Raw genomic sequence first — 22,616 nt, 5'->3', positions numbered from 1 at the left:
TGGCGGGGACGAGATGGTGGCGGTGTGCGTGTGAGATATCAGCGTCGGAGGGCCGCTTTCGACTCCCTGCTCGACCTGATATCGGCGTCGTGCCGGATCTGTGTCGCGACGACCGTCCCGTCGTCGTAGACGCAGACCTCACAGCCGCAGAACGCGAAGATAGTGACGAACAGGCCGTCGTCACCGGCCCTGCGGTGGGACCCGTCGTACAGGTCGTCGAGGGCGTCCGCGTCGAGAACGTCGACGAGTGGCGTCTCGAGTTCCAGCGGACTGATTCCCCGACACTCGGCGACGGCCTCGACGGCCGTGATAGAGACGGGCCGAGTCGCGGTTACCCGTTTAATAACTGTGTCAGACATTCCTGTTTTTTATACGCTATCCAGCCCCATGTGATATTCCACTATCCACATCGGCGTTCGGCCGCTCGGGGGCGATACTGATAGGGGAGCGCTCAGTCGGACTCGTAGAGGTATTCGAGCACTTTCCGCTGTGCGGCCCGGAGATGGCCGTTGAGCGTGGACTGAGCGATGTTGAGGCGGTCGGCGATTTCGCGCTCGGTGCTCGTCCGCGGCGACTCGAAGAACCCGTTCGAAAACGCCGTCTCCAGCGCCTCCTGCTGCCGGTCGGTGAGTTGCGCTTTCAACTTCGTGCGCACCTCGCCGAGCGTCGGCGACTCCCGCTCTCGTTCCCGGCGGGCGGTCAGTTCGACGCGGTCGTACCGCGCCCGCAGCGTCTCGACGAACGACCTGACGTCGAACTGGTCGGAGACGATGACCGTGACGCGTCCGACGCCGTCGGCGGCGTCGAACCGTCGCGGGACGACGCCGTGGTCGACGAACGTCTGGAAGATGTGCTCGACGCCGACGGTGCACTCGAAGACGGTGTCCGCGCCACCCTCGTCGACGAGACGGAGGTCGCGGACGTCCAGCGTCTGCTTCGTGTACGCGACGACCGATTCCGAGTCCACCCCGTGAGCGGTGAAGACGGCTCGGAGGCCGCCTTCCTCCAGCGTGACCAGGTCGTCGAGTTCGAGCGAACAGCCCAGTTCCTCGCTCGCGCGGAGATACGAGATGGAGTCGTCTTCGACCGTGAGTTCGAGTTCGACGTCGGAGTCGCCGACGAGGCTTCGTTTGCTCTCGGCGGCGTTGATGGCGTACGCCGTCGTGTTGCCCAGTTCGCGCAGCACCGACCGCTCCATCTCGTCGAACACGCCCGGCCGGTCGGCGTACACGCAGAGCACGCCGTACGACGTACCGTGGTAGCGTAAGGGGAGACAGATGAGCGACTGGTAACCGCGCTTCAGCGCCTCGCTGCGCCACGGGTCGAACGGCGGGTCGTGGTGGAGGTTGTCGACGACGACGGGGTCCGCAGCCTCGACCGCCCGAACTGACGGGTGCGCCCGGTCTGTGAGCGCTCGCAGTTCCGAGAGGTAACCGTTCTCGAACCCGGCGGACGTCCGGGGCGTGACGGTGTCGTCGACGATGTCGTGGTCGCCGATCCACGCGAACCGGTACGGCCCCGTGGTCGTCAACTGCTCGCAGACCGATTGCTCTATCTCCGGGCGGGAGGTGGCGTCGACGAGCGTCCGGAGGATCTGTCGCGTGACCCCGTTGACGCGGTTGAGACGACCGAGCGTCTGGCTCTGCTCGCGGAGTTGCGCCTGCTGTTCGACGAGGCGCGACTCCCGGTCGCCCCGGTCGAGTGCCGACTCGGTGTTCGCCGCGAGGATGCGGACGAAACTCGTCGCCTCCGGGGTCGGACTCCCTCCGAGGAGGAAGACGCCGTGACCACCGAGCGGGTGGGCGACGACGTCGAAGTAGGCGGCACCGTCGTCGACGGGCTCGACGTCCTCGAAGACGTACCGCTCGCCGTCGGCGTACGCTCGCCAGGCGAGCTCCGTCTCCGGGTCGAGCAGCCGTTCGATGTCGGCGAGCCGTTCGTCGCCCATCGATTCGATCTGCGGGCGAAGCGCGCCGCTGTCCTCGTCGTACAGCGCGACAGAGACGAACGGGCCGTCGAGGACCACCTCCGCGGTGTCGACGGCGATGGTCGCTATCTCCCGCTGGGAGTCCGCGTCGAGCAGCCGCTCGGCGGCTTTCGAGAGCGATTCGAGTTGCCGTTCGCGCTCTCTGTGCTCGCTGATGTCGCGGACGACGCCGATGCGCCCAAACCCGCCGTCGTCGCCGGGGAACGGGGTAACTGTCGTCGCGGCCGGGAAGACGCTGCCGTCGCGCCGCCGGATGAGACTCTCGACGACGGCTCTCGGTCGGTCGCCGTCGAACTGTTCGCGAGTCGACTGCTCGATAGTCTCTCCGATGTCGTCGTCGCAGAGCAGTTCGCTCTTCGACCCGAGCAGTTCCGAACGCGAGTACCCCACTAACGAGACGAACTCGTCGTTCACGGCGGTGAACCGCGACTCTTCGTCGACGACGTACACCGCGTCGTCCACCGTCTCGACGATGGCTTCGTACTGTTCGAGTTTCTGTTCGCGCTGACGCTCGTCGGTGACGTCCCGGAAGTAGACGGAGACGCCGGTCTCCGAGGGGTACGCCCGAACCTCGAACCACGTCGAAAGCGGCGGGAAGTACTCGACGAACGTCGTCGACTCCTGTCGACGCATCACCTCCCGATACTCCGTCTCGAACGTCGTACCGAGCGCGTCCGGAAACGCCTCCCAGACGGACTCGCCGAGCAGTTCCTCCTCCGTGTGGCGGAGCAGTTTCTCGCCCGTCTCGTTGACGTACGTGAAGCGCCACTCCGTGTCGAGTGCGAACACCGCGTCGGTCATCCGACCGAACACTTCGCTCAGTTCCGCTCGGAGCTGTCGTCGCTGTCGCCGAAGCGTCTCCGTCTGCCGCCTCCGCTCTGTGATGTCTTCAGCGGCGGCGACGACGTGTCTGAGTTCGCCCGCCTCGTCGGTCACGGGAACGGCGTCGACGCGGAACGACCGGCGACTGCCTCCCGCCCGTTCGACCGAGAGTTCCTCGCCGTACACGGGTTCGAGCGTTCGCTCGGCGCGACGTATCGGCCGGTCGTCGACGGCCATCGGCTCTCCCTCGGCGTCGAAGAAGCGAACCGACGGTTCCGCCGCCTGCGAGTCGTCTTCGGCCGCGAGACCGAACAGCTCCCGACCCCTCGCGTTGCCGAGCGTGACGCCCGTCCGACTCTCCCTGACCGCGAGTGCGACCGGTGCGGTGTCGAGCAGTCGCTGAACCACCTCGCGCCGGTGTTCCGGTGTCGAGATGTCGCCGACGCGCTCGGAGACGCTCTCGATGACGCCGACGCTCCCTCGGACTCGGCGGTCCGAGCCGATCACTCGACTCCGAATCTCGCAGCGGACGAGGGAGCCGTCCACCGTCTCCAGCGTCGCCGCCGTCGTCTGCGCCCCGGCGTCGCCGGGGGCGGCCGCGGACCCGTCGAGCGGGTGCAGTCGGTCGGCGGTCTCGGCGTCGAACAGCCGCGAAACGTGTTCGCCGAGCAGTTCCTCTTGACTGTACCCCGTTATCGAGGCGACGCCCTCCGAAACCGTGACGAACTGCCCGTCGGTGTCGAGTCGGTAGAGCGCTTCCTCGGCCACCTCGAACAGCCCGTTCGAGATGTCGGTGTCCGTCGGCACGTACGTCTTGTCGTCGTTCGCGTCGTCGCTCCAGTCGGTGTCGCTCGCGGCGCCGTCAGTCTCGCTGATATCGGTTTCGTCGATATCGCTCTCGTCGATGTCTCCGACCTGCGCGCCGCGCAGTACGGCGACGACCCGGTCTCCCGTCTCGATTTCGATCGGACGAAGCTCCAACTCGACGCCGTATCGCTCTCCGCCTTTTCGACGGCACCACCCCACGGAATCGGCCCGTCCGTCTCGTTTCGCGGCGTCGCAGAGCGCCGCCGGCGTCTCGGTCTCCGTTCGCGGCCGGTAGACGCCCGACAACGACTGCCCGACGACGTCGTCCGCCTTTCGACCCGTCATTCGTTCTGCCCCGGCGTTCCACGACACGACCCGCCCGTCGACATCCAGAACGAACACCGCGACCCCTTCGGCGTGTTCGAGCAACGTCTGAAACTGTAGCTCCGTCGCCACAGTGGCCCTGTCGTTCATCGACTATCTGTCCTCGCGCCGTGGACAAAAACGCTGTGTGTGCGCGATATTACACTCTCGGTGATTGGTCAGTTATCGGAAGCGGCCGGACTGGATGATCACGGCGCGTGAACGACGGACACTCTCCCGACGTCATCGCTGAGTCGGGGAGCGAAAGAAACGAGAACGGGTGGTCGACGTTACCGCTGTCGTTTGAACGCCCACCGCGACAGCACGCCTACTGCGACACCCGCGGTGAACGCCTTCGCCATGTCCCCACGACGGCGACGCTGGTACTGTTCGGGGAAGTACTCCTCGGCGGCCTCGACGGCGAGCTCGCCGAATCGCGAGCGGAGCACCTCCGCTTGTTTGTCGGCCTCTGCCTTGGCTCGAACTTTCGCTCGCTGCTTCATCTCGTCGGTGTCGACGCGTCGTTGTGCCATGCACCGGCGGATAAGCCGTTTATATTTAAAACCCTTGTGGCTCGATGGAATTCGCGGCCGTTGAACTGTCAGTCGGCGGTTATCGCGAAACAACGTGTGATTCCACCGCCTCGACGACCGCGAGCGTGAGAGGCGTCGACAAACGCTGAAGCAAAAACGCTCGGTAAAAGCTCGAACAAAACCGCGGTACTCCCTTCGGTCCGTGCCGCGGCCGGTCGCTTACTGCGTTCGCTCTCGGAGAGTGGGCCGTGAGGACTACCGCTCGTCGATGCCGACCCACTCGTTGTCTTCGTCGCCGACGTAGCGGGCGCGAGGCCGGATGAGACGGTTGTCGTCGTACTGTTCGAGGACGTGCGCTATCCAGCCGCCGACGCGCGAGAGCGCGAAGATGGGCGTGTAGATGTCGATGGGGATTCCCATCTGGTAGTACGTCGACGCCGAGTAGAAGTCGACGTTCGGCGCGAGACCCTTCTCCTCGGAGATGTACTCCTCGACGGCGGCGCTCATCTCGTACCACTTCGTGTCGCCCGCGGCCTCGCCGAGTTCCTCGGATTTCTCGCCGAGAATCTTCGCACGCGGGTCCTTCACGTTGTAGACGCGGTGGCCGAAACCGGGGACGCGACGACCCTCGTCGAGGGCCTTTTTCACCCACTCGGTCGGGTCGCGGTCGCTCTCGTCGACCTCCTTCAACATCTTCATCACGTTGGCGTTCGCGCCGCCGTGGAGGCTCCCCGAGAGCGTGCCGACAGCGCTCGTGATGGCGCTGTGCAGTTCCGAGAGCGTGGAGGCGGTGACCATCGCCGAGAACGTCGAGGCGTTCAGGCCGTGGTCGGCGTGGAGGACGAGCGCCATGTCGAACGTCTCCGCGAGCACCTCGTCGGGTTCCTCGTCGTTGAGCATGTAGAGGAAGTTCGCCGCGTGGCCGAGGTCCTCGCGCGGTTCGACGGGTTCCTCGCCGTTTCGGAGGCGATTGAACGCCGCCAGCGCCGTCGGGACTTTCGCCGTAATGCGCCGTCCCTTGCGGGCGTTGACCGCCTCGTCGGTGACGTCATCGACGTCGGCGTCGGGGTCGTACGCCGAAAAGGACGAGACGATGGTGCGCAGCGCCGCCATCGGTTCCTCGTCGGCGTCGGCGAGTTCGCGTATTTCGTCGTAGACGCCGTCCGCGAGGTGTCGCTCCTCGGCCATCGATTCGGCGAACGAGTCGAGTTCCCCGCGCGTCGGAAGTTCCCCGTGCCACAGCAGATAGAGCACTTCCTCGTAGCTCGCCTCTCGCGCGAGGTCCTCGATGGTGTAGCCGCGATAGATGAGACGGCCCTCGTCGCCGTCGATATGACTGAGTTCGGATTCGGCGACTAGGACGCCTTCAAGCCCCCGCTTTAGCTCGTCTGCCATGTCACGAAGGTTCATGACGCTTTCAAAAAAGCGTTGCCGTTTCTCGCCCCTCCTGCCGGAATTTCGGGGGGTCGACACGACGGCCCGACAACCCTTTTGCCCCCGCGCCGAGAAACCGAGCGTATGGACCCCCGAGAGGTCAACTACGAACCCGTGAGCGTGAAAGCGGTGCTCTCGGAGATGAAAGACACCGCGGAACTGCTCATCGACCTCTCGTACTCCGCCGTGCTGCACGGCAGCGACCCGCTCGCCGCCGAGGTGTTGGTGCTCGAAGAGCAGATGGATATCCTGCAACTCAAAGCGCGCATGAGCCTCCTGATGTCGGCGCGAAATCCCGAGGACGCGGAGGCGCTCGCGCCCGTCCTCGGCGTCGTCGGCGCGGCGGAGAAAATCGCCGACGCCGCCGGCGACATCGCCAAAATCGTTCTCGAAGATATCGGTCTCCCCGAGGCGATGCGCGCGGCGCTTCCGGAGGCCGTCGAAGTGGTCGTTCGCGCCGAACTCGCCGAGGGGACGCCCTACGACGGGCGGACGCTCGAAGAGATAAACATGGAGACCGAAACCGGCGTGCGCGTCATCGCCATCCGACAGGCCCAACCGACCGGGAAGACGGGATGGTTGACGAACCCCGGTCCGGAGGCGACGCTACAGGCGGGCGACGTCGTCATCCTTAGAGGCCGCTCGGAGGGACTCGACACCGTCTACGAGACGGTGACGGGCGACCCGTACGAAGCGCCGGACGCGCCGGACCCGACGATCGACGACCTGGGGCGGGCCGTCGACTCCATCGTGCTGATGAAGAACATGAGCGAACTCGCCGTCGACCTCGCCTACGGCGCGGTGCTGTTCGACAGCGAGGGCGTCGCCGAGGAGGTCCACGAACTGGAGGCCGAAGTCGACGCGCTCCAGTCGCGCTTCGAGGCGTGGGTGCTCCGCGCCGCCGCCCGGGTCGAAGACCCCATCTCGCTTCGCGGCCTCGTGCATCTGGCCACCGCCACCGAGGAGATAAGCGACGCCGCCCTCGAAATCAGCGAGGGCGTTCTTCGAGGACTGGACACCCACCCCGTCGTCGCCGCCGCCGTCGAGGAGTCCGACGAGATACTCGTCCGCCTCGCCGTCGGCGAGGGGAGCACGCTCGCGGACGCGACGCTCGCCGAGCGGATGGTGAAGACGGAGACGGGGATGCGCGTCATCGCCGTCCGCCGCCCTCAGACCGACGAGGAGCGAGACGGCGGCGAGTGGGTCGTCTCGCCGGGGCCGACGACCGAAATCCACGCCGGAGACGTCATCATCGCGAAAGGGACCCGCGCGGGCGCAGAGCGTCTGAGCGAACTCGCGGGGGACCCACGGGAGTTCGAGTAGAACCGGAGCGAGTACGCGCGACTTCCGGTCAGAGTTCGCGCGCGAGCCGATACGCCGAGACGACGGTCAACGCGGCCGTGACGAGCATCGCCGTCGTCGTCGCGAGCACGAACGCCAGCAGCAGAAACCATCCCTCGGGACCGACGACCGGGAACTGCTGGGTCCCTCCGAAGGGACCGAACAGTTCGAGTACCCGAAAGAGATACGCGCAGAGCGCCAAGAGCAGGCCCGACGCGACGCCGACTTTCGCGTGCTGCGGGACCGATAGCGCCTCCACGAGGCCGCCCGACTCCGGTCGTTCTGGAACGTCGCTCACGCATAGAGCGTGGTCGCAGCCGCTCAAAATCTCGTCGCTCCGCAGCGACGGCGCTCCGCGACTACAGGAGTTCGTCGAGGAAGTCGACGCCGATGTCCGTTCGCTCGCCCGGCGAGACTCGTCCCGTCTCGTGGTCGAACGTGACGAGATTCGCGGCTGCCAACTTCGGCAGGTGAACGTGGTAGAGTTCGATTCGGAGCCGCTGGATGCGCTCGGTCGGCGACTCGTCGCCCTGCGTCTGGCCCCCGTTGGCGTCCCAGTCACGCCGCTCGAAGACCCTCTGTGCCAGTTCGTCGACCGACAACGGCGCTCCGAAGTCGGCGAGTTCGAGGAACGCCTTCCGGCGACAGTCGGCGACGAGCACGTCGAACAGTTCGTTCCAACCGTCCGCGTCGAGTCCGGTCTTCTCGGAGTGATCCGCCACCGTCGATTCGTTCATACAGGTCACTCAAGTGTTCAACTCCCATGAGGACACACCCTCAACTCTGAAGGTCGCCGACGGATTCGGTTACGCGCATCGTCAGTAGTGCCGTCACCCTCACCGTATCCTGCGATCGACCAGGAGCGCGTTCTCCACGAGGCTCGCGGTCGCGCGTCGCAACCGCTGGGAGACGGCGTTCGGCGAGACGCCGAGTTCGTCGGCCAGTTCGGTGATGTTCGTCTCCCGCGGAACGGTGAAGTAACCCATCTCGAAGGCGGCGACGAGCGTCTCTCGCTGCGGCGGCGTCAGGCCGAACTCGCGCTGTTTGGGTCCTCGCATCTCGTGGATGCGTTCCAGCTCGAACCCCTGGCCGTGTTCGTCGAAGTACGTCTGGAAGTCGTCGAGCATCGACCGGTTGACGAACCGCAGCGTGAGCGACCACCGGCGGTCGTGCGCGGTCGCCGAGAGGACGATGCCGTGTTGGTCGATAATCTCGTCGATCAACTGTTGGACCGCCTCGCTCCAGTGGACGTTGTAGAGCGCGACCGACTCCCACTCGTCGACGACGGTGAGTTCCTCCACCGTCGGGTCGTCGTCGACCGCCTCTCGGACCGTCTCCGCCGACCCGTTCTCGGTGGACATCCAGAGAAACGGGAGCACCCACTCGCGGCTGTGTGTCGCGAGGCGGTCGACCTCGACGACGAGGTCGGGGAGGCGGTCGAATGCCCGGGAGAACGCGAACGACTCGGCCGGTATCGAGAACTCGGCGACGATTCCCATAGGAAGGGTACCGGACCGAGCGGGAAAAGTGAAGAGCCGAGGTGTTTGGCTCTCGTTCTCACCGCGGCGACTGGACGACCCATCCCTTCGCGTCGGTGTACGCCGTAGTCGCAGTTTGTCACCCGACGGGGACCAGTACTGGAGGCGCCCACTCAAGGGATATCTTTTCCTCGTTCGAGCCGTTACACTCGCTCCCAAAGTGTTATCTTTTTTAGCACTATAAATTTATAAGATAAATTTAGTTAATTAAATTATAGCAGCGCGTCTCGTGGTTGATGTACATGAGCGAACACCCAATCGCAAGTTACCTGCGCGACCACCCACGAATGATCGGCGTCCTGTTCACGATGACGCTCCTGCTCTCGCAGGCGGGGGCCGTGGCGGCGAACAACGCGTTCTGCACCAACGGACCGTAATCACAGACCGGGACGACTCGAAAACTCAGCGCTAAGCTCATCGCTCCAATGGAGCGAACCGTCCATTTTCACAGGTGCCCTTTCTAATTCGAGGAACTCCTTCAGTTCTTTCGCACCTATCTCGAATTTCCCGACCGTTCCCGTCGCCAGGTGGTGTCTGTCTACAACATCTAAGAGCGGTTTGACCAGGCTCCCGAGGTCGTAGGATTTTACTGGATAGTATTCCAGTTCGATCTCGAAGATGCCCTCTTCCCTAGGCTCGATTTCTAAAACACCCGGAACTCCGCTTTCGTTCTGACACAGCGACAACCCGCCGTCGCCGAGGACGATGTACCGATTCCCGGTAAACACTTCGCGCTGTGCGATGGTCAACGCCGACCGGAGCGTAAAGCCGCAGTTCAGCAGCCGTGCGAGCGTCCGCCCCAGTTTCGTCGCCGTCGTGTTCGCCACGTCCGCAAGCGTCACGACGCCGCCGTAGCTTCCCCGTTCGACGAGCGCCTCGCCCTGCTTGTACGAACTACAGGCGTTGAGCAGGAACGACTCGACGGCCACGTCGTCGAGTTCCGTCGCGTCGAGGAAGCCGTGGGTACACTGCATGCCGCGGTGGTCGACGTGACCGACGTAGTGCAGGAAGTTCGTCGGCCGCGAGAACAGGTCGGCCAGTTCCTCGCAGGCCAGGTCGTATCGGATGTCTATCTCGAACTGCAGCAGGTCACGGAGTCCGTACAGTTCGGCGACGACACCCTCCTCGCGCATCTGTTCGTCGTTGCAGACGACCGTGATGTCGATGCTCGTCCGGTCGGCGACGTCGCGTTCGAGGCGGCGGCGATACGACGCCGCCGTCGCCTTGCTCGCGCCCAGCGGGAACCCCTCGCCGACCCACGCGTGTTCGACGGTCTCGGCGGGTCGCGGGTGAACGATCTCCTCGGTCTCCGCGGTCTCTCCGGTGTCGGACGCACCGCGGACGAACGTCTCGGCTGTCGCGGACGCCGGGGCGGTTCGCCGGAAGAAATCCGTCACCGCCTTCGGTTCGGGGTCCGGCGGCGTGAGCGACAGTCGGTCCGGACAGCGGACCAGCGAGAGATCGTTGGCGACGAACGGGAGCATCTCGACGTTCTCGGCGGTCGGCCGAACGTCGGTCGTGAGGTTCCACGCCGGCAGGTGCGGTTCGATGTCGCCGTACGGGATCGCGAGATACTCGGCGAGTTGCTCGTCGAGCGGCAGGTCGTACAGCGCCGCGAACTCCGCGTCGAACGCCGCTTCGACGGCGTGTCGCTCGTGGAGGTCGACCGGATAGTACCCCTCGGTGCGCGTGAGGCAGTCGAGGAAGAACACCTGTCGAAGCGTTCGGCCCAACCCCCGCTCTACGTCGCCGCCGTCGGCGAACGGGAACGTCCGTCCGGCGAGTTCGAGGCGCGCCTCCGCGCCCGGAACGACCGTCGCACCGAGGTAGTACGCCAGCGGCGCGCTGGCGTACACCGCCGAGCGTTCGGGCGGGAGCACGAGCGTCACGCCCGTCTCCGGCGGTTGCAAGTGGTCGGGCGCGTCGAACGTCTCGCCGCGTTCGACGAGCGGCGGGTGCCCGCGGAGCGTCGGGAACGACCGCTCGGGCGTCGTCGTCTTCAGCGCCGAGCCGAGAAGCGAGACGGCGCGCATCGCCGCCTCCGGGTCGTCGGGGGTCACGACGGTTCCCGCGGGTTGCTCGTGGAACGACCGCGCGCCGACGTGGACGCGCGTCGGCCCGTCGAACTCGAACGTCGTGCTCCGCTCGCCGTAGCGTATCGAGGCGGCGGCGTCGACGACGACGAACAGTTTCATCGGTGCCGTCGTCACCTCGATGTCGTACGCGTCGTCGTCGAGGGAGACGCCTTGGCGGTTCATCGACTGCGTGACCGTTCGGCCGTCCTGCGTCCGGACGATAGCGCCGGTCAGTTTCGGCAGTTTCAGCGACGACGTGCGCAGTTCGACCGCGAAATCGACCGGAAAGTAGAACGCCGACGAACTCGCCTCCGTGGCCGTGACCGGTTCGGGGGTGTACAACTCGAACTGTGCGTTCTCGATGCTGTCGACGAGACGGATGCCCTCGCGGTTCGCCAACTCCTCGTGGTACAGCGTGGTCACGCGAACCCCCTCATATCTGTATCCACCCCGTGGTGCCGTAGCCCGGCACGTGCCACCGCTGTTCCGGCCCGAACGGCTCGCGCTGTCGAAGCTCGATGCGGGCGTCGAACACGCCCTCGAACTCGCGAACCCGTCGGCTATCGTCCGAGAGCGGCAGGTGATAGTGGCCCATCCCGTTGCTATCTTCGACGGTGTCGCAGACGCGTCTGAGGAACTCGCGGACCCGAGACACGGTGTACACCTCCACCAGGGGACCGATGGAATCGAGTGAGAGACGGAGCTCGCCCGGACTGAACCCGTGACCGCCGTCGAGCGAGGCGACAGCGCGCGAAATCTCGCCTTCGAGACACCTGAGTCCGGTGTCGGAGGCGCTCTCTCGGCCGGCGGCCTCGGCGGCAGACCGCTCGATGCGTCGTCGCTCGACGACTCTGACGCCCGTGTCGTCGGCGGAGACGCCGATCGGAAGTCGGGAGTCGACATCTCTCGTCGGCGTGTCGGTGAGCGTGACCAGTCGTTTTCGCTCTTCGACCGGTGAGCCGAGCAGCCGTTGGGTCGCTCGCGCCGTCACCGGTTCGGACACCGCACCGGTGACGAGCAGGTTGCAGCCTCGCTCTTTCAAGCGCATCAACTCCCCGCGAAGGGGGTCTACCGGCTCCTCCCCACGACTTCGACCCTCGACACGCATTTTCCGTTCTGTTGGATAACGTATATGATAAAGTTTTGGAATCAATGGGTGCGCTGTTCGCCGCAGTCGCCCCGAGAGCGTCGTTTCGCCTGCGGGGACCGAACCCCTAAAGAGAGGTGCGTCCGTCAATCGACCAATGACGACGCTCGGAACTGCGAGCGCGGCCCCCGGTGAGTTCGCCACGGGTCGACTCGAAGTCGGCGAATCTCGCGACGGGAGTTCGGTGGGACTACCGGTGGCGGTGATAAACGGCGCTCGCGACGGCAAGACGCTCTATATCCAGGCAGCGAGCGACGGCGACGAACTCAACGGTGTCGGTGTCGTCCAGCGAGCGATTCCCCAAATCGATCCGACGAACCTCTCGGGGACGGTCCTCGTCGTCGGCATCGTCAACTACTACGCCTTCCAGGTCGCCAAACACCGCAACCCCATCGACGACACGAAGATGAACCGGACGTACCCCGGCGACGAGAACGGCACCGCTTCGGAGCGCATCGCGGCGACGACGTTCGAGGCGGCGACGCGTGCGGACCTCATCCTCGACCTCCACCAGGGATCGACCAGTCGGATGATAAACGAGGTCCGCGTCCGCTGCGGCCCACGCCATCGCCTCCACCGCGAGTGTCTCGAACTGGCAAAGACGTTCGGCTGCGGCTACATTCTCGACCAGAAAGGGCCGGACGGCCAACTCGCCCGCGCGGGTCCCGACGAGGGTATCCCCACTATCGACCCCGAACTGGGCGGCTGCGTCGGCTGGGACGACGAGAGCATCCGCCTCGGCGTTCGCGGCGTGTTCAACGTCCTCCACGACTACGGCTTCCTCGACGGAAATGTGAACCGCGAACCGCAGACCCGCGCCAGCGGCTTCGACCAGTACGGGTCGCCCGCCGGCGGCCTCGTCGACTTCCAGTGTGACCTCGGCGACCGCGTCTCGGCCGGGGAGACGCTGTTCGAGGTGACGGACGTGTTCGGCCAGCTGAAGGGCCGAGTTACCGCCGACAACGCGGGCATCTTCTGGCGGTCCCGGCGGCTGCCGCAGGTCGCGACCGGCGAGTACGTCTGTTCTGTCGGTGTGGATATCGACTCGGTCTAGCTGCACCTTTTGCGCTGCGGGCCGCCTTCAGCGGCCCTCGGCAAAAGCTGTCTTCGCGGTTTCACCGCGAAGGCTTAGCAGACGCGAAGCGTCTGCTCTCGGACCAAAAGCACAGCGTCACCCCCTCAGGCGCTGACGCGCCTTCGAGGGTTCCTCGGCCCGTTCGCTCCCTCCGGTCGCTCGCGGTCGACCTGCTTGGCTCTATTAAACCATCAAATCGTGACAGAAACCACGTGCTGAATAGATCGCGCAGATCGGTCATTGGCTTGGCACTTGGATCGAACGAGCCAAATTTTCAAGTATAGAGCGTCTGTTCGCCGGATAGACGACACCCCAGTTCAAACGTCGTCCGAGCGCCCCTTTGACTATCTCACCCATTCTTCGTGTGCTAAACAGTCAAATGCACGTTCTACCTCCTCGTGGCCCCGATACCGAACCGTCCGATTTCGCGTGTCGTACTCGACGAGGCCGATATTCGCCAGTTTCGGGAGATGGATATGATGCAACGAGATCGCTACGTTGTCGGTGCCGAACTCTTCTATCGAGTCGGCTTCGCCGCCGGCGAGATACTCTGTGAGCTCACCGAGCGACACGATGTCGCCGTCCTTCTCGTGGAGATAGCCGAGGAGACGACGACACTGTTGGTCCGAAAGCGCCGAGAGAATTTGTGGCCAGTTTGAATGATTCTGAAATTGAGAGCTCATATCAAAACGGATGTTCGCTCTCCGGAAGAGCGGACGGGTGATATATATAACTCCTTTATCCTCTCGGGAGAACGGGTTCTACGATTCGTCGTCCGGATGACTGACGGTCAGCGCGTTCGTGATGAGATTCTTGTGGCCGTGGTGAAGCCGCTTCGAGAATGCTGACTGAGAGATCCCAACGTTACTCGCTAACTCGGTCATCGTGGTCGCTTGTGGAATATCGTAATAGCCGGCTTCGAGCGCGGTTACCAACGTCTGACGCTGTTTCGACGTTAATCCGTATTGGGCGCTCGCCATCGGTTCCTCTTGGTGATAAATCTGGGAGAGTTCGAACGAGATCTCGTGTTCGGTACAGTACGTTTGGAACTGAGAGACTTCCTCACGGTTGTCGAAGCGCATCTGGAGTTCCCAGTATTCATCCCGACCAGTCGCCTGTAGAATCGTCGCGCCGATTTTGATGTACGCGTAGACGATAGTTTCGATGTTTTCCGTCCACTCGGCCCGGTAGAGAACCGCTTCGTCGATCTCATCAACCTTCTGGACGTTCGTGACGGACGAGTCTTCGTTGAATGCGGTTTCGAACACTGACTGGTCGCCACCGCTAACCCAGAAGTATGGCATAATCCGGTCCTCCATCGTGGCGACCACACGCTCGATCTCGACTATCATGTCCGGCGCGGTGGTAAGAGCATGATGGAGCGCGAAATCGTCCGCGTCAACGGTAAACTCCGCGATAACACTCATGCGGGTTATTCGGCTTTGAGTAGGATAAACCCGTGGTGAAATGGACGGGAAACCCGATCGATTTGCGCTCGATACTGAGCTTTAGTTTAGTGCAGACGAAACGGATAAATGAAATCTCCGTGAAAGATACACCCTCTGTATTCAGCACGGCCTTGTCTAACTATCACTAAGTGACGGTTTCGAGAGAGCCACCTGCACATACCCGACCTGATACATCGACTCTACAGGCCACTCGTCTAACTCACGCTCGGACTCAACTCTACACCCTACCTACGCCGCTCAAACCGTCAGTTACTGGTGTGTAGGCTTTCGTTACGGCTGTATGCCGACCCACCTCTCCTGCCCTGACTGTGGTCGAACTTACGAAAATCGCTGGCGCTGCGAGTGCGGGCATCCGCTGGAGTTCGCCGAGCGACCGCTCCCCGACGGCCCCGCACCCGACCCGTCGTCGTTCGACGCCCGTGACGGTCTCTGGTCGTTCTCCGACTTCTTGCCCGTCGACCGTCGTGTCTCGCTCGGCGAGGGGATGACGCCGCTCGTCGAAGGAGAAGAATGGAACGCGCAGTTCAAGTTAGAGTACGTCTTTCCGACGGGCAGTTTCAAGGACCGCGGCGCGACGACGACGCTCTCGCGGGCGGCCGAACTCGGCGTCGACACCGTCGTCGAGGACTCGTCGGGCAACGCGGGCGCGGCGATCGCCACCTACGCCGCCCGCGCGGGTATCGACGCCGAAATCTACGTCCCGGCGTCGGTGAAAGCCTCGAAGCTTCGTGCCATCGAACGCGCGGGGGCGACGCCGGTCCGCGTCGAGGGGTCGCGGCAGGACGTCACCGACGCTTGCCTCTCGGCGGTCGAATCGGGCGACGGCTGGTACGCCAGCCACGCGTGGAACCCCGCGTTCTTCGCTGGGACGGCGACGTTCGCCTACGAGACGGCGCTCCAACGCGACTGGAACGCACCCGACGCGGTCGTGACGCCGCTCGGTCACGGAACGCTGTTTCTCGGTGCCTACTACGGTTTCCGTGCCCTCTACGACGCCGGGTGGACCGACCGGATGCCGCGGCTACTCGGCGCGCAAGCGACGGGGTACGCGCCGATTGCGGCGGAGCAACACGGCGACGAACTCGGCGAAAGCAACGACGTCGCCGACGGTATCCAGATTCGAGAACCGGTACAGCGCGAGGCGATTCTTCGCGCCATCGACGACACCGACGGCGACGCCATCGCACTCGGCGAGTCGGCCGTCGCCGACGAACTCGACGCGCTCCACCGCGCGGGGTTCTACACCGAACCGACCTGCGCCGTCGCGCCCGCCGCGCTCCGAGCGTACCGCGAACGCGGCGTCCTCGACGGCGACGACGACGTGGTCGTCCCGCTCACCGGGAGCGGATTGAAGCAGTAGAGGCACGCGGGGAGAGTGAGCGAGGGATTCACTTCTCACATCGAGAACGAGTCGTCGACGCCCGACTGAACGGACCCCGAGGCGCTGGCCGAGCTGGACCCGACGCGCTCGCTCGTCTCGTCGAGTTACGGTTGGAAGACGGCGTCTTTCGAGTCACCAAGGATACCGGACTGTTCGTCGCGCGGACGCCGAACTACTCAAGGGCATCGACCGCTTCGTGCGGACCCACTACCCGCTCAGAGCATCTCGTCGAGAGCGATGTACGCGCCCTCGTCCGCGGACACCCACGTGGTGAGCAGTTCGTCGTCCGTCGCGTCCGCCGGGAACAGCGTGCACCGGTCCGGACCGAAACTGCTGGGCGAGATGACGTGGTCGACCTCGAACAGCCACGAGAGGTCAGAGGGGGTTTTCCACTCGTTTGTCACGGATACTACGTCTACACCATCGGTCTTTACTATCGACTCGCTACCGACTGTACGATTGTATTTACTACGACGAAACCTCGGATGTATCCGCTGAAACGGACGTTAGGCGTTTCCTCCCGGTTCGACTCGCGTTACCGCTCGGGATGAATCGGACCGTCGAAACCGCCTCTGACCAGCGGCTTTGCGACGTGGCGGCGCGCGCACGGCGGCACTTCGTACCAGCCTACTTCGAGGTCACGCTCGACGTGCCGGTCGACTTTCCCGGGTTTCCTCGTCCGACAGTCCCGACAGCGATATCCCTGGTTCCGCCCGGCGCTCTCCATCCGCCTCCCGCACGCCGGACAGTCGGGAACGACCGCCTCGACCCGGTTTAGCTCCCGTACGGCGAACTTCTCCAACTTCAGCGTCCCCCCGCTCACCTCGCCGCAGACGGTGAGGCGGTCACCCGACCGGAGCGCTCGCACCCGGTCGCGGAACCGCTTCGTCGGCTCGAAGGCGACGCACGGGAGCGTCCCGCCACGCCCGTCGGCGAGCGTCACGAACACGTGACCCCCCGTACGCGTCTCAGGCGCGTCGTACACCCGACCGTCGAGGCGGTAGGCCCGTCCATCTTCGACGGCGTCGAGCGCTCCCGTCCGAAGGTGGGCGTCGGTTCCCTGATTCGTCAGAAACAGCGCCGTCCGCTCGGTCGATTCGCTCTCGATGCCCTCGGCGACACGTCGAACGGCGTCGGCGTCGTCGCCGCGGATACCGTAGAGAATCGGCCCAGGGGCGTTCGGCACGCAGACGGCCTGGTCCTCCTCGGTGTCGACGGTGTCCCAGGCGTCCGGATAGGCGGCTTCCGCGGCCGCGAACACCGAGTCGTCGTCGACGTTTCGGGGGGTGCCGCAGCGGTCGAACTCACGGTACGAAATGTGCTCGTACGTCCACTCGTCGAACGCGGCCCACGCGCCGACGGCCGCGAGCGCGCCGATGCGGCCGCGGCCGCCGCACCACCCGCGGTGTCGGTACCCCGCCGACTCGGCCAGTTCGACGGCGCGGTCGGTCGTGTGAAAGTCGCGGACGCCCTCGCGGGCAAATCGCCGAATCGACCCGGGCACTGTCGCTGGGTCGCCGTCGGCGACGACGACGCCCGGACTCGTCCGCGGGTCGTCGCTGACGGCGAGGCGGTCGACGACCGACGAGGCGAGGTCCATCGCTGCCTCGGGTGGGGCATTAGTGTGAAGCGCTAACGCGGCGTTTCCTCGGGTCTTGTGCTTCACGGCCGGATTGAGTCGCACGAGGAGTCGCCGCTCGACGCGCCACCCCGCCTTCCGGATCGCGTCGGCGACGAGCGTCGCCGCGTACGTGGTGCACATCCCCTGCTCGCGGGAGTCGGTGTCGTCGAGGCCGATGACCGTCACTATTCGGCGGTTGTTCGGGGGACCACATGCCGCTTTCGGGTCGTCGCCCCTCACTTAATGCTATCGGCCATGCATGGAAGTAATCGGACGACGGCGAGCGGGTGGTCGGCGAAACGCCTATGTACGAGGACGGGCTTATTTCCCCCCATGTCCCGCTCCGCTCTGGTGGGTAACGTCACCGCGATGCTGCGCGACGCCGACTTCGTCGTCAGCGAGCGCTGTGCCGTGCGCCCGAAGAGCTTCGACCTCGCCGCGCGCCGCGGCGAGGACCTCCTCCTCCTGAAGATTCTGGGGAATATCGACGCGTTCGACGCCGTCACGGGTGCGGAGATGCGGCGTCTCGGCAACTACCTGTCGGCGACGCCGATGGTGCTCGGGATGCGAACGCGCGACGAGGATCTCAAGCCGGGCGTGGTGTACTTCCGCCACGGCGTTCCCGTCTTCAACCCCGACACGGCGTACGACCTGTTCATCGAGGAGGTGCCGCCGCTCATCTACGCGGCTCCCGGCGGACTGTACGTCGACATCGACGGCGACCTGCTCGCCGACGAGCGAGAGCGCCGCGGCTGGAGTCTCGGGCGACTCGCCTCCGAACTCGGCGTCTCCCGTCGCACCGTCTCGAAGTACGAAGACGGGATGAACGCCAGCATCGACGTCGCCATCCAACTGGAGAAACTGTTCGAACAGCCGTTCAGCACGCCCGTCTCGGTGCTCGACGGGGCCGACGAGGTGCGCGACGCCGACCCGACGCCGCAGGACCCCGAGGCCGACCCGGAGGACGCCCACGTCGTCACCGTGCTCACCCGCGCGGGCTTCGACATGCACCCGACGGCGCGCGCGCCGTTCAAAGCCGTCGGCGAAGACAGCGACAGTCGAGAAGAGAACCTGTTGGCCGGGCACTCGGCGTTCACCCGATCCGCCGAGAAGCGCGCCCGAATCATGTCGTCGCTCGGCGCGGTTACGCGAACGCGCTCGGTCTACTTCGTCGAGAAGCGCGCCAAGCGAGACTCCGTCGAGGGGACGGCGCTCGTCGGCTGCGACGAACTCGAAGCGATGCGCGACCCCGACGACGTTCGTGACCTCATCCGCGAGCGCGCCGACGAACCCGCGGACTGAGCGCCGACCCACCGACCGACCGGACTGTCCGGATGGCGGACCGACGGCGAGTTCTTCTCTACGCGTGGCGTATGTCAACACATGGTCTACCCGAGTGCGGAGCGGTCGGGGCGGCTGAGCGAGGCGTTCGAGAATCTCGTTCTCTCGTGGCCGAACGTCCGCGTCGACTACCGCCGCGGCTACGCGACCTACTGCGTCGGCGACCGGCCGTTCGCCGTCGTCGACGGGATGCGCTTGGTACTCACGGACCTCACGAGCGACGCGCAGGAGGCGCTCGAAAACGAGTGGTTCGTCGACCCGTTTCGCACGGAAACGGGCGTCATGGAGACGTGGTTGACGGTCTGCATCACGCCCGACGAACTCGAATCGCTGTTGCCGTTCGTCAGGCGGAGTTACGAGACGGCGCGGGAAGTCAGTTGGTAGCCGACGAGGTTAGCTCGCCGAGCCGTACGTCTCTTCGAGATACGCGACGATGTCGTCGCTCTCGGGCATGCCGTGAACGTCGTGCTCCTCGTCGACGAGCACCGGAACCCCGGTCTGTCCGCTGACTTCCTTCACGTCGGTCCGCTCGGAGTGCGAGCGCGGTACTTTCCGCGACTCGTACTCCAAGTCGAGTTCGGCCAGCTTGTTTCTCACCTTCGCGCAGTAGGGGCAGCCCTCCAGTTCGTACAGTACGGGGGTAGACATCACCGAACGTTAGGGTGCCAGAAAGTAAAGCCCACCGGGACCGTGCGGGGCGCGCGCACGCCTGCCACGCGGTTCGAGCGCCTCGATGCGACTCGGTTCGGGGGCGAGTCGACTACAGTCGCTGTTGGGCCACCGCGGAGACCCGTCGCCGGATTCGACCACGGTTGACGACCAGTTCGGTGCCGACCCACACGAGCAACAGCAGCGTGCCCAGGATGGCGGAGACGAATCCCCAACTGGAGAGCCACACCGGCCGAATCCACGGGGTGAGCTGCGCCCACATCGTCGCGAACTCGCTCACGGGTTCTTCGAGCGGCGTGTCGAGGAACGGCCCGACGATCCAGTTGCTGAAGGAGACGCGGTCGCCCTCGCCCGGTTCGAGACCGGCGCTGCCGGAGAGTTCGTAGCTCCCCTCGGCGTCCATGTCGCTGATGGTCGGCCCGTTCGACCCGCCGCCGTGGGCGACCCGTTCGGCGTCGTACGGTCCCCACGTCGCGTAGTACTCCCAGACGATCTCGCCCTCCGGCGTCACCTCGACGACGCGGTGGTTCATCGTGTCGGTGATGAGCGTGTTGCCGTTCGGGAGGCGGTCGGCGTCGCGCGGCCACGTCAACTGGCCTTCGCCCACTTCCCACGTCCGCTCCCACTCGCCGTCTATCAGCTCGTACTCGACGACGCGGTGGTTCTCGGAGTCGGCGACGAGGATGACGGGGTTGCCGTCCTCGCTCTCCAAGTAGTCGGGGTTGTGCTGTTCGTTCAGTATCTCGTAGTTGTCGTCCTCGCCGAGTCGGAGGTCGATCTCGCCGCTGGTCCGGTTGACGAGGATGGCCTGGTCGAAGTTCCGCGGCGACAGCAGGAGGTGCTCGTCGCCGACGGGTTCGATGTCGTTGACGTGCGACCAGTCGTCGTTCATCCCCCCGTCGGTGTTCTCGTCGTAGTGCTCGTGGAAGTACCACTCCCACGTTATCTCCTCGGTCGTACGGTTGTAGATGAAGACGCGGTCGTCGCTGCGACCGGCGGAGTCGTTCCAGTTGCGCATGTTCGCGACGGCGATCTCCTCGTCGTTCAGCATCACCGCGTCGTGAGTGTCCTCGATATCGAACTCCTCCTGCCAGACGCGCTCCTCGGTCTCGGGGTTCAGTTCGTAGACGAGCGTTTTCCCCGGACGCGTCGAGACGACGAACAGGTTACCGTTGTCGAGCGGGTCGGCTTCGTAGAACCACGTCGCGCCCTGCTCTTCACCGTCGTACACCCACTCGGTCTCGCCGCGTTCGTCGACGGAGACGAGACGAGCGGGCTTCTTCTTGTTCCCTTCGCCCTGGAAGTGAAAGCCTTGGACGCTGACGACGGTCGAGCCGTTCGCCAGATCGGTGACGGTCCCTCGCTGCAGGGTCGTCTCGTCCTCGGGGTCGTACGTCACGGCCGCGATGCCGGCCGGAACGAACAGGCCGACAACCGCGATCGCGACCAGCGCTCGCAGTAGCCATCGTCTGGAGGGCGTATCCATGGCCTCTGATTAGTCGTTGCCGCTATGAAACTTGGTGTTTGTGTCGGCGGCGAGCGCCCTTCGTGTCGGTCGATTGGCAGCCGCGTCCGCCGCTACAGTTGTCCGGTGAGGAGGCCGCTGGTGCGGACGAAGAAGTACAGCACGAACGCGCCCGCAAGTATCCACTGCCCGACGGTCACGTCGCGGCGCTCCCCGGCGGCGATTTTGACCAGCGGGTAAGCGATGATTCCCGCGGCGATACCGTAGGCGATGGAGAACGTAAACGGCATCACGAGGATGGTCATCCCGGCGGGGACGGCGTGGGTGATATCGTTCCACTGGATGTCGACGACGTTGCGCAGCATGAGCACCGCGACGACGACGAGCGCGATGTGGGAGGCGTACATCGGAATCGCCGCGGCCAGCGGGACGATCGCCAATGAGGCGACGAACAGCAGCGCGACGACGAGCGCGGTCATCCCGGTCCGACCGCCCTCCTCGACGCCGGTTGACGACTCGATGTACGTCGTCACCGTGGAGGTGCCGAGTATCCCGCCGACGGTGGTGCCGACGGCGTCGGCCATCAGCGGCCGGTCGATGTCGGGGAGGTTCCCCTCCTCGTCGAGGAAGCCGCCGACCTGACTGACGCCGACGAGCGTCCCCGCGGTGTCGAAGAAGTCGACGAAGAAGAACGTGAAAACGACGAGCGAGAACGCCAGCGCGTCGACGTTCGACAGCCCCTCGAGGAACGCGCCGACGAGCGGGGTGATGTCGTAGCCCGCGGCGTCGTAGGCGAGCGTCGTATCGCCGACGAGCGACGACGCCCCGAGCGTGTTCCCCTCGGGTGCCTGGTCGGCGGGGAAGGCGTTGTAGCCGAGCGCCGACGCCGCGTAGCCGAGAACCGAGGTGGCGACGATACCGAGAATGATGGAGCCTTTGACGCCGCGGGCGTAGAGCGCGAACGTCAAGAAGAGCCCGACCACCGAGATGATGGCGACGGGGTCCTGCGCGAACACGGGGTTGAACGTGACGAACGTCTCCGAGTCACCGGCGACGACGCGCATCGCCTGCAAGCCGATGACGGCCAAGAAGAGGCCGATGCCGCCGCCGACAGCGAACTTGACAGGCTCGGGGACGAGTTCGATGACGTACTCGCGAGCACCGACGGCGGTGAGCGCGATGAACAGCACGCCTTCGACGACGACGGCCGCCAGCGCCGTCTGCCACGGGATGCCGAGTCCGAGGACGACGGTGAACGCGAAGAAGGCGTTCAGCCCCAGTCCGGGCGCTTGCGCGAACGGCCGCTTGGCGTACAGCGCCATGATGAACGTCGCCACCGCCGCCGAGATGAGCGTCACGACGGCGAGCATCTGCACCGTCTGCGCGTCGGTTCGGTTCCCCACGTCGATTGCTGCCCCGAGAATCTGCGGGTTGACCACGACGATGTAACTCATCGTCAGGAACGTCGTTATCCCCGCGAGAACCTCCGTTCGTAAGTCCGTCCCGTGCTCCTCGAACTCGAAGTACGAATCCAGTAACCCCATGTTG

The 22,616-nt window shown here is 65.0% G+C and carries 22 protein-coding genes; 6 read left to right on the top strand and 16 right to left on the bottom strand.

What is annotated here, in order from left to right; genetic code table 11:
* Window positions 1–38 precede the first annotated feature (38 nt).
* From LAQ74_RS13210 to citZ, 4 genes are all read right to left on the bottom strand, one after another.
* Window positions 39–359, bottom strand: a complete 321-nt coding sequence (locus LAQ74_RS13210) for a HalOD1 output domain-containing protein (RefSeq protein ID WP_224333001.1) — start codon at window positions 357–359, stop codon at window positions 39–41.
* A gap of 92 nt (window positions 360–451) precedes the next feature.
* Entirely contained in the window at window positions 452–4,090 is a 3,639-nt protein-coding gene (locus LAQ74_RS13205) for a PAS domain S-box protein (RefSeq protein ID WP_224333000.1), read from the bottom strand.
* A 179-nt stretch (window positions 4,091–4,269) separates the two neighbouring features.
* On the bottom strand, window positions 4,270–4,512 hold the full coding sequence (locus tag LAQ74_RS13200) for a hypothetical protein (RefSeq protein WP_224332999.1): 243 nt from the start codon (window positions 4,510–4,512) through the stop codon (window positions 4,270–4,272).
* 255 nt (window positions 4,513–4,767) lie between these two features.
* Entirely contained in the window at window positions 4,768–5,907 is a 1,140-nt protein-coding gene (gene citZ / locus LAQ74_RS13195; protein WP_224332998.1) for a citrate synthase, read from the bottom strand.
* A 123-nt stretch (window positions 5,908–6,030) separates the two neighbouring features.
* Between citZ and LAQ74_RS13190 the strand changes: the two genes are divergently transcribed.
* Entirely contained in the window at window positions 6,031–7,269 is a 1,239-nt protein-coding gene (locus LAQ74_RS13190; protein WP_224332997.1) for a potassium channel family protein, read from the top strand.
* A gap of 28 nt (window positions 7,270–7,297) precedes the next feature.
* Here the strand turns inward: LAQ74_RS13190 and LAQ74_RS13185 are convergent, their stop codons facing one another.
* The 3 genes from LAQ74_RS13185 to LAQ74_RS13175 form a co-directional block, all read right to left on the bottom strand.
* Complete coding sequence (locus tag LAQ74_RS13185) at window positions 7,298–7,585, bottom strand: DUF7536 family protein (protein WP_224332996.1); 288 nt, start codon at window positions 7,583–7,585, stop codon at window positions 7,298–7,300.
* 61 nt (window positions 7,586–7,646) lie between these two features.
* Window positions 7,647–8,024, bottom strand: a complete 378-nt coding sequence (locus tag LAQ74_RS13180; protein ID WP_224332995.1) for a DUF7344 domain-containing protein — start codon at window positions 8,022–8,024, stop codon at window positions 7,647–7,649.
* A gap of 99 nt (window positions 8,025–8,123) precedes the next feature.
* Window positions 8,124–8,786 carry a helix-turn-helix domain-containing protein gene (locus LAQ74_RS13175; RefSeq protein WP_224332994.1) on the bottom strand — a complete coding sequence of 221 codons (663 nt, stop codon included), beginning with the start codon at window positions 8,784–8,786 and terminating at the stop codon, window positions 8,124–8,126.
* A gap of 281 nt (window positions 8,787–9,067) precedes the next feature.
* On the opposite strand from LAQ74_RS13175, the gene LAQ74_RS20385 reads away from it, so the two are divergent.
* Window positions 9,068–9,202 carry a DUF7503 family protein gene (locus LAQ74_RS20385; protein ID WP_255635043.1) on the top strand — a complete coding sequence of 45 codons (135 nt, stop codon included), beginning with the start codon at window positions 9,068–9,070 and terminating at the stop codon, window positions 9,200–9,202.
* On the opposite strand, the gene LAQ74_RS13170 is transcribed toward LAQ74_RS20385, so the two are convergent.
* Together LAQ74_RS13170 and LAQ74_RS13165 are read right to left on the bottom strand one after the other, a co-directional pair.
* Window positions 9,203–11,323 carry a caspase family protein gene (locus tag LAQ74_RS13170; protein ID WP_224332993.1) on the bottom strand — a complete coding sequence of 707 codons (2,121 nt, stop codon included), beginning with the start codon at window positions 11,321–11,323 and terminating at the stop codon, window positions 9,203–9,205.
* A gap of 10 nt (window positions 11,324–11,333) precedes the next feature.
* A complete protein-coding gene (locus LAQ74_RS13165) occupies window positions 11,334–11,942 on the bottom strand; it encodes a DUF7504 family protein (RefSeq protein WP_224332992.1) in 609 nt (202 codons plus the stop codon).
* A 202-nt stretch (window positions 11,943–12,144) separates the two neighbouring features.
* Between LAQ74_RS13165 and LAQ74_RS13160 the strand changes: the two genes are divergently transcribed.
* Window positions 12,145–13,101 carry a succinylglutamate desuccinylase/aspartoacylase family protein gene (locus LAQ74_RS13160; RefSeq protein WP_224332991.1) on the top strand — a complete coding sequence of 319 codons (957 nt, stop codon included), beginning with the start codon at window positions 12,145–12,147 and terminating at the stop codon, window positions 13,099–13,101.
* A gap of 365 nt (window positions 13,102–13,466) precedes the next feature.
* Here the strand turns inward: LAQ74_RS13160 and LAQ74_RS13155 are convergent, their stop codons facing one another.
* The gene (locus tag LAQ74_RS13155) at window positions 13,467–13,805 is read right to left on the bottom strand and encodes a DUF7344 domain-containing protein (protein ID WP_224332990.1); all 339 of its coding nucleotides are present in this window, start codon (window positions 13,803–13,805) and stop codon (window positions 13,467–13,469) included.
* Window positions 13,806–13,883: 78 nt separating this feature from the next.
* Entirely contained in the window at window positions 13,884–14,549 is a 666-nt protein-coding gene (locus LAQ74_RS13150) for a helix-turn-helix domain-containing protein (RefSeq protein WP_224332989.1), read from the bottom strand.
* Between the two features lie 322 nt (window positions 14,550–14,871).
* On the opposite strand from LAQ74_RS13150, the gene LAQ74_RS13145 reads away from it, so the two are divergent.
* Window positions 14,872–15,951, top strand: a complete 1,080-nt coding sequence (locus LAQ74_RS13145; protein WP_224332988.1) for a pyridoxal-phosphate dependent enzyme — start codon at window positions 14,872–14,874, stop codon at window positions 15,949–15,951.
* A 236-nt stretch (window positions 15,952–16,187) separates the two neighbouring features.
* Here the strand turns inward: LAQ74_RS13145 and LAQ74_RS13140 are convergent, their stop codons facing one another.
* Both LAQ74_RS13140 and LAQ74_RS13135 read right to left on the bottom strand, forming a co-directional pair.
* On the bottom strand, window positions 16,188–16,376 hold the full coding sequence (locus tag LAQ74_RS13140) for a DUF7511 domain-containing protein (protein ID WP_224332987.1): 189 nt from the start codon (window positions 16,374–16,376) through the stop codon (window positions 16,188–16,190).
* Window positions 16,377–16,507: 131 nt separating this feature from the next.
* A complete protein-coding gene (locus tag LAQ74_RS13135; protein ID WP_224332986.1) occupies window positions 16,508–17,779 on the bottom strand; it encodes a tRNA(Ile)(2)-agmatinylcytidine synthase in 1,272 nt (423 codons plus the stop codon).
* Window positions 17,780–17,926: 147 nt separating this feature from the next.
* On the opposite strand from LAQ74_RS13135, the gene LAQ74_RS13130 reads away from it, so the two are divergent.
* Entirely contained in the window at window positions 17,927–18,895 is a 969-nt protein-coding gene (locus LAQ74_RS13130; RefSeq protein ID WP_224332985.1) for a transcriptional regulator, read from the top strand.
* Between the two features lie 81 nt (window positions 18,896–18,976).
* A complete protein-coding gene (locus LAQ74_RS13125) occupies window positions 18,977–19,318 on the top strand; it encodes a luciferase family protein (RefSeq protein WP_224332984.1) in 342 nt (113 codons plus the stop codon).
* Window positions 19,319–19,327: 9 nt separating this feature from the next.
* Here LAQ74_RS13125 and LAQ74_RS13120 read toward each other — a convergent pair whose 3' ends face one another.
* The 3 genes from LAQ74_RS13120 to LAQ74_RS13110 all read right to left on the bottom strand — a co-directional run bounded on the left by LAQ74_RS13120 (window position 19,328) and on the right by LAQ74_RS13110 (window position 22,612).
* A complete protein-coding gene (locus tag LAQ74_RS13120) occupies window positions 19,328–19,582 on the bottom strand; it encodes a glutathione S-transferase N-terminal domain-containing protein (RefSeq protein WP_224332983.1) in 255 nt (84 codons plus the stop codon).
* 112 nt (window positions 19,583–19,694) lie between these two features.
* Window positions 19,695–21,089, bottom strand: a complete 1,395-nt coding sequence (locus tag LAQ74_RS13115) for an aryl-sulfate sulfotransferase (RefSeq protein ID WP_224332982.1) — start codon at window positions 21,087–21,089, stop codon at window positions 19,695–19,697.
* A gap of 92 nt (window positions 21,090–21,181) precedes the next feature.
* Window positions 21,182–22,612 (bottom strand): NCS2 family permease, encoded by a 1,431-nt coding sequence (locus LAQ74_RS13110; protein WP_224332981.1) that lies wholly within the window; start codon window positions 22,610–22,612, stop codon window positions 21,182–21,184.
* Between the last annotated feature and the right edge of the window lie 4 nt (window positions 22,613–22,616).

Source organism: Haloprofundus halobius (assembly GCF_020097835.1).
GTDB classification, from domain to species: domain Archaea; phylum Halobacteriota; class Halobacteria; order Halobacteriales; family Haloferacaceae; genus Haloprofundus; species Haloprofundus halobius.
This window is presented reverse-complemented; position numbering and strand designations above follow the sequence as displayed.